The sequence below is a fragment of the Enterococcus olivae genome, assembly GCF_053760925.1.
Map to the genome: position 1 here is coordinate 22,231 of NZ_JBSMVT010000032.1, position 7,026 is coordinate 29,256.

General features: G+C 41.0%; 5 protein-coding genes. All 5 read right to left on the reverse strand.

The genetic code is table 11. The features are described from left to right. The 5 genes from ACWODM_RS14685 to ACWODM_RS14705 all read right to left on the reverse strand — a co-directional run bounded on the left by ACWODM_RS14685 (position 1) and on the right by ACWODM_RS14705 (position 6,783). A complete protein-coding gene (locus ACWODM_RS14685) occupies positions 1-2,232 on the reverse strand; it encodes a TIM-barrel domain-containing protein (protein WP_455322095.1) in 2,232 nt (743 codons plus the stop codon). Positions 2,233-2,298: 66 nt separating this feature from the next. Further along, the gene (locus ACWODM_RS14690) at positions 2,299-3,321 is read right to left on the reverse strand and encodes a LacI family DNA-binding transcriptional regulator (RefSeq protein ID WP_455322096.1); all 1,023 of its coding nucleotides are present in this window, start codon (positions 3,319-3,321) and stop codon (positions 2,299-2,301) included. Between the two features lie 68 nt (positions 3,322-3,389). After that, the gene (locus ACWODM_RS14695) at positions 3,390-4,211 is read right to left on the reverse strand and encodes a carbohydrate ABC transporter permease (RefSeq protein WP_455322097.1); all 822 of its coding nucleotides are present in this window, start codon (positions 4,209-4,211) and stop codon (positions 3,390-3,392) included. Continuing rightward, on the reverse strand, positions 4,211-5,092 hold the full coding sequence (locus tag ACWODM_RS14700) for a carbohydrate ABC transporter permease (protein WP_455322098.1): 882 nt from the start codon (positions 5,090-5,092) through the stop codon (positions 4,211-4,213). The genes ACWODM_RS14695 and ACWODM_RS14700 overlap by 1 nt, the downstream gene beginning before the upstream one ends. A gap of 311 nt (positions 5,093-5,403) precedes the next feature. Next, complete coding sequence (locus ACWODM_RS14705; RefSeq protein ID WP_455322099.1) at positions 5,404-6,783, reverse strand: extracellular solute-binding protein; 1,380 nt, start codon at positions 6,781-6,783, stop codon at positions 5,404-5,406. Positions 6,784-7,026: the final 243 nt, after the last annotated feature.

The window sequence follows — 7,026 nt, forward strand, 5'->3', positions numbered from 1 at the left end:
CTATTTGTTTCTGTCTTGAGTATAAACGATTTCAAACAAACGGTCTCGTAATTCCGGTTCCAATTTGTTCAAAACAGTCATTGTTTTCGCTAACGGTTGTTCCTCAGTCAATTGCATCCACAGTTGATTTTTCAAATCATAGTCCAGCTCTGCACGATGAAGGCATTCAAAGAGCCACTCGTGATGAATACTTGTCGCAGGACTTTCATTATCAAAAATCACTTCTTGTGTCGCATTGTCCAACAGCATATCCTCTGCTTTCATATGATGGAAACACAGGCGGTGCTGACGCTTTTCAGGGGAAATCTCGCTGTCTCCGGTAACCGTTAGGCTCACTGCATGGTTTTCCCAATCCAGTTCAAGTCGAGTGACTGCTCGTTTGCCGGCATCGTCTTCAACTAGCTCAAAGCTATTGGATGCTCCTGGAAAAATATGCCAGTCAATTATTTCAGGTAAACGTGTGCCTGTCAACTCAGGCTGACTATCTAAAGGCACGATCCCGCCTTCTTTGACAAAAATTGGCATCGTATCGATTTTACGATAGACATTTAGCTGGATATCTCCTTCATATTTTACGTCCGTGAAGAAATCATACCAGGTCCCTTTTGGCAACCAAACTGTGGTTTTCGCTGTCTTGAAACGGCCTGCTGTTTTTTCCGTGATCGGAGCAATCATCAGCTCTGTTCCAAAGAAGTACTGATTGGGTACCTGATAGCTGTTTTCCTCCATCGGATAATGATAATACATTGGAGTAACCAAAGGCAATCCATCTTCGTGTGTTCTCACATTGCTTGTATAAAGATAAGGAAGTAATTCATGGCGTAAATGCAAGAAACGTTTCATAACTTGACAAGTTTGATTTGAATAACCCCAAGGCTCTTTACCACTGAAGAGACTCGTTGAGCTATGCAGTCGATTGATCGGACTGAAAACACCTAGCTGAACCCAACGCAAAGCCAATTCTTCATCATGGTAACCGTTCATATGTCCGCCAATGTCATGGCTCCACCAAGTATAACCAATATTGGAAGCCGTACTAGTGAAGTAAGGCTGAAAAGCCAGAGAGTCCCAAGTAATAATCGTGTCTCCTGAAAAGCCTACCGGATAACGGTGACTGCCGGGACCCGCATAGCGAGACAAAATAATGTCGTTTTCATTTTTCTTCGCGATGTCCTGATAATGATAATAATTCAATAACCAAAGTGGATCGATCTCAGCCATTTTCCCTTTAATTCCTTGCTGCCAGTCGATCCACCAAAAATCGACGCCTTGTTTTTCCAACTCATGATGAACATCCTTGAAATAGGCTTCGCGGAAGGTCGGATCAGAGATGTTAAACAAAGCTGGTTGCTCTAACTCCTGATTCAGTCCCATTCGTTCAGCAACCTGGGGATAGACTGTTTCAAAGGCACGAATCCCATCAGCAGGATGGACATTCAGCGTCACCTTCAAACCTTTGTCATGTAATTTTTGCATAAAACGCTCGGGAACTGGGAAAAGCTCTTCGTTCCAAGAGTAACCTGTCCAGCCACTACCAAAACGAGCAGGTATATCTGTCAAATGCCAGTCCATATCGATGACACTGACAGCCAAAGGTACACCTTCTGCTTCAAAACGTTCCATCAATTCTAGGTAAGATTCCTCTGAATATTTCCAAAATCTGCTCCACCAGTTACCCAAAGCATAACGAGGGAGCAAAGGAGTACTTCCAGTCAAATGGTAGAAGTCCTTCAACGCTCCTAAATAGTCACGGCCATGTCCAAAGAAATAAAGATCGATCTCTTTGTTCGGACGTAAAACTGGCTCACCGTCATTTAATAAAAAGCTCTCTGAATCGTCAAGGATCGCAAAACCATTTTTACTGATGATTCCCTCTTCTAGCTCTGTTGCTCCATCGATATGATCCAGAGTCTGCGTTGTTCCTTTCAACGTCTCATAGGTTTCTCCGTAATACCAGCGATTGCCATAAGCAGAATAATTGTTTCGAGCATCAATAAAAAGGTTCATCGCTGAGAACGGTCCCTTTTTATAATGGACATGGACAGAATCAGTGATGATCTCCAGCTGATCCTCCCTTTCGATCACTTCAAAATCAGGAAGGTCAAACTGACGATTTTGTACGATCTGTGTCTGACCATCTTCAAAATAACCGTTTTCGGAATATTCCAGTCGGATCAACTGCTTAGTTAAAACGGTGAGGCGATAATTTTCTCCTTGAAAGACATTCTTCATCTATACATCAATCCTTTATTCTTTTATATTCTTAAAATGAAGAGAGCCCTCCAAAAAGGGCCTCTACTACTCTAATTTTCGTACTGATTTTCTGCTGATCAGCTGGCCTTCCAGCAACAGCAAGTGTGACTCAACTTCTTGATCATTCGCCAAAGCAATCAATTGTTCAAATGCCAATATGCCTTTGTTTCTCTGTTCCAATCGAACCGTTGTTAAGGGTGGATCCATCAGTTCAGCAAAAGAAATATCATCAAAGCTGACGACAGACAACGTGTTTATCGAAAATTCACTTCGGTTTTTCAAATATTTGAACAGTCTTGCTGCCAAAAAGTCTCCTGTAACAACGATCGCGGAAAACTGCGACAGATCTTTTAGAAGTCTGTCAAACTCATGATCGGTATAAATATGCTCCTCAGCGACTCTTAAATCATGCTTCTTCAAGGTATCGACATACGCACGATAGCGTTCTTCGATAACGCTTGGTTCGTTGAAGGCATAGTCATAGGATAGAAACGCAATGTTTGAGTGACCGTAATCGATCAAATGCTCAACAGCTAGGACCCCCGCTGCATAGTCATCTGTGTTGACAAAGCTCCGGTCCGGTTGCTCCTGGACCAGTGCCAGTGTTTCTTTGGATAAATGTGTATCGATATACACGACTGGACGGTCAAACACTTCGTTGATCTCTACAAATTGTCTGCCCCACACGCCCACAACGATGAAACCTTCGAAAAGCCAGTTTTTTTGGATCGTTTTGACATCCTCTTTGGAATTGATATTGTGTACCAAGACAAAATAACCAGCTTTTTTTGCCTGTTCATTGATCCCAGACAAAATCTCAGCAATAAAAGGATCGGAAAAAGACAGATCCGGTTCATCGGAATAATACAGTAGACCGATCAACTGAGAAGAAGATTGCACGAGTGAACGAGCATTCATATTCGGTGTATAGTTATACTTTTCGATGATACTTTCGATCAAAGCGATTTTTTCCTTGGAGACCCGATGGAATCTTTTGTTAATAACATTAGAGACTGTTGTTAGACTAACTTCTGCTTCTTCAGCAATTTGTTTAATGGTCACTCTCATTGGCTATCACCCTTTTTCGTCTATTCATCTCTAAGTATACCATTACATTGAAGCGTTTTAGGGAAAAACTATTTTCCAGAACCGCTGGCGATTCCTGAGATAAATTGTTTTTGGAAAATCAGATACACAATGATTACCGGAATGATCGAAACAGATGTTGCCGCGAACAAACCGCCATAGTCTGTTCCATACTGTCCATTGAACAAACGCAAACCAACAGAGATCAGCTGCTTGCTTTCATCATTGATCATCAAGAACGGCCATAAGAAATCTTCCCAACTCCATAAAAATTGGAAAATTGCCAGACTGGAGATCGTATTGCGAGACATTGGCAGAATGATTCGATGGAAAATAAAGAAATCAGATGCCCCATCCACTCTAGCTGCTTCCAGCATCTCATCAGAGATCTGCGAGATCGACTGACGGAACATAAAGATACCAAAACCGCTGACCATCGATGGAACGATCAGTGCTTGATAAGAATCCAACCAGCCAAAGGTGACCATCATTTCATATCTAGGGATGATCGTCACTGCCCATGGAAGCATTAATGAACTCAGCACCATACCAAACAGTAAGCCCCGCCCTCTAAATCTAAATTTAGCAAAAACGAAACCGATCAAGGCGCTAGAATAGATCGTTAACGCTGTAACTGTCAAAGAAACAAACAAACTGTTTAGGAACATGCGCATAAAGCCAAAGTTCTCTTGGATATTTCTATAATTATCAAAGGTGGACGGTGTTGGGAAAAAGCTACCACCGATTTTCACGATCTCACTATTTGGAGCAAAGGATGAAACCAGCATCCAAAGGAAAGGTACGACCGTGATGAAAGCAATCACCAGTAAAATCACATTAAAGATCGTTGTTTTTATTTTTTGAGCATCCATTAGGCTAATCCCTCACTTTCTCCAGTTATTTTGAACATGATCGCAGTCAGAATTCCGATCAGAACAAACAAGATGATCGCCATTGCCGAAGCTGTACCGAAATTGTATTTGACGAAGGCTTCGTCAAAGATCAAGTAGGAAATCACATAGGTTGATGTTCCTGGTCCCCCTTCAGTCATGATCAGAATCTGTACATAGGCTTGCAGATACGTGATCAATGAAGTGATCGTGACAAAGAGTGTTGTAGGTTTCAGCAAAGGCCACGTAATATGCACAAATCGTTGCCATCTGGACGCGCCGTCCATATCGGCTGCTTCAAAAACTTCATCTGGTAATCCCATCAGACCACCCAAGAAAATTACCGTAGCGTAACCAAAATCTTTCCAGATCGTCATAATAATGATCGCTGGCAGTGCCCAGTTAGGATCTCTCAGCCAGTTGATATCCAAGTCGAATACCTTGTTGATCAAACCAAACTGTGGATTGTACAGCCACATCCAAACAAAGGAAACAGCGACCAACGGTGTGATCGTCGGCATATAGAACATGCCACGGAAAAAGGTTTTGAAACGAGCCAATTTAGAATATAAGAGCATCGCTAGTCCCAAACCAATAATGATCCGAAAAACGACCGAGAAAAATGAAAAAATAAATGTATTCGTAATCGAGCTCCAGAACAGATTGTTTGTCAACACACTCTTGAAGTTCTCTAATCCAATAAAATCATATTTACCAATCAAGGGATTCCAATCATGAAAACTCCCTGCAAATGCTTTATAAATAGGATAGATAATAAAAATACCAAAATAACCGACCAAAAAAACAATGGTAATATTTCGTAAGCTGAATATATTTGACTGTTGCAGCGTTTTGTCCTTCATTGATGTCACTCCTTATTTCTTTTAAAGTATTAAAATTTCTGAAAAACGAAATTTTAGTTTGATCGAAATGCCGTATACCATTCCACTAGCTTGGAACTACTAGAGCTATTCCGCTAGTTTGGGGTTCCTAGAGCTATTTCGTTTGAGAGTATTTAAATTTTCAAAAAACGAAAATTTAAGTTTGATCCTCTCTACGCATACCATCTCACTAGCTTGGAGTTCCTAGTAAGTGAGACTGGTAAAGTAGGACTGGCATCCTTATTTCTTTTAATGTAAAGCGCTGGCATAATATCTGCCAGCGCTCCGTTTGTTTATTTTGCTTCGTCAAAGAACTGGTAGCTGCTTTCAAGTGAAGTGAAATCGGAACCGCTCATGTCGCTATCCATCCGATCTTGTGCTTCTTTTACAGCCGTGTCGATTGCTTTGCCATTGTACAGAATGTCTTCGATTGCTTGCTTAGCAGAAGTTTCGACTGTTGATGGGAATGGTCCTGGCCAGATCAAACGTTCCACACGTGGTGCGATTACACTCAATACTGGATCTTCTAGAATTCTAGAATCGTCCGCCAATGATTTTTTCGTTGGGAAGGATGCCATTGATAGACCTGCAGTTACTGAATACTCATCGTTTGCCAATAAGAAACGAAGGAAATCTTGTGCTACTGCACGTTGCTCTTCTGATTGGTTCTTATTGATTCCTGGTGTACTTTCGCCGTTGAAGCGATCATAAGCAAATGGTACTTCTTCTGTTGGTGTCGGTGTTGCAAATACGCCATAGTCGATCTCAGGGTATTTGTTTTCCAGTTCGGCGACCATCCAGCCCCATTTGTAGACCATTGCTGTCTGTCCATTCCCAAAGCTCATTGTTGAATCATCCCCAAAGTCTTTCGATCCTACTTGGTCTTTTTCATACAAATCAACAAAGAACTGGGCATTTTCAAGTGTTACTGGATTGTCATAATTTGCTGTTTGTCCATCTTCTGTGAACAATAGCTCGCCTTTTTGGTAGTTCATTCCTTGATACAAGGCATTGTAAGTTTCACCATTGTAGTTGAAGCCTGCTTGCACAAGTTTGCCATCTTCAATAATCGTCAATTTTTTAGCTACGTCTCTAAATTGATCCCATGTCACTGGAATGTCGGCTTCGGTCAAGCCAGCTTCTTCCCAAAGTGCTTTGTTGTAATAAATATTTCCCGTATTGATCACGCTGTCTGTGTAATACACACTACCATCAATGATGTGAGGATCTACTGAATTGAAGTCTGCTTGCAAATCTTCCACAGGAATGTCATAAGCTTCCAAATATGGCATGATCAAATCATGTTGAGAGTTGTGGATATTGAATACTGCCGGACCATTGTCTCCTTGTAAAGATAGTGGCAATTTCGTCCAAAAATCATCCCACGGCTGAATCACTGGCTTAATTGTTACATTTGGATAAATTTCTTCGTATGCTTCTGCCATTTTGATCGCTGGGTCATTATCGCCCCAGGTCCAATATTCAAGTGCGATCGGCTCTCCTTCATTGACTAGCTTGTTTGGATCGAATTGGATCGTATCTCCCAGTACGTCCAATCCTTTGTCCGCATTTTCATCTTTTGCTCCGCCACCAGAGCTTCCTCCTGAAGAACATGCAGCCAAACTACTAATCAGCAACACAGAGAATAAAGCACCTACTATTTTTTTCTTCATGAAAAACATCCTCCCAAATTTTAGTTTAATGTTAAACCATTTGTTTTCTCGTTTAGTTTAACGTTAAACTAAATAAAAGTCAAGCGCTTTCAACAAACATTTTTTTGATAAAATTTCACTAGTGTTGCATTAAAATTATAACCTATTCCATGAAACAAAAAAATCCTTTATACTAGCACTTGGATGACTTATCCAAGACCAATAAAAAGGACTATCTCATGGATAAGTATAGAATAAATTCGG

Coding starts and splice junctions, on each gene's coding strand:
- ACWODM_RS14685 (WP_455322095.1), bottom strand. CDS start 2,232: ATGAAGAATGTCTTTCAAGGAGAAAATTATCGCCTCACCGTTTTAACT.
- ACWODM_RS14690 (WP_455322096.1), bottom strand. CDS start 3,321: ATGAGAGTGACCATTAAACAAATTGCTGAAGAAGCAGAAGTTAGTCTA.
- ACWODM_RS14695 (WP_455322097.1), bottom strand. CDS start 4,211: ATGGATGCTCAAAAAATAAAAACAACGATCTTTAATGTGATTTTACTG.
- ACWODM_RS14700 (WP_455322098.1), bottom strand. CDS start 5,092: ATGAAGGACAAAACGCTGCAACAGTCAAATATATTCAGCTTACGAAAT.
- ACWODM_RS14705 (WP_455322099.1), bottom strand. CDS start 6,783: ATGAAGAAAAAAATAGTAGGTGCTTTATTCTCTGTGTTGCTGATTAGT.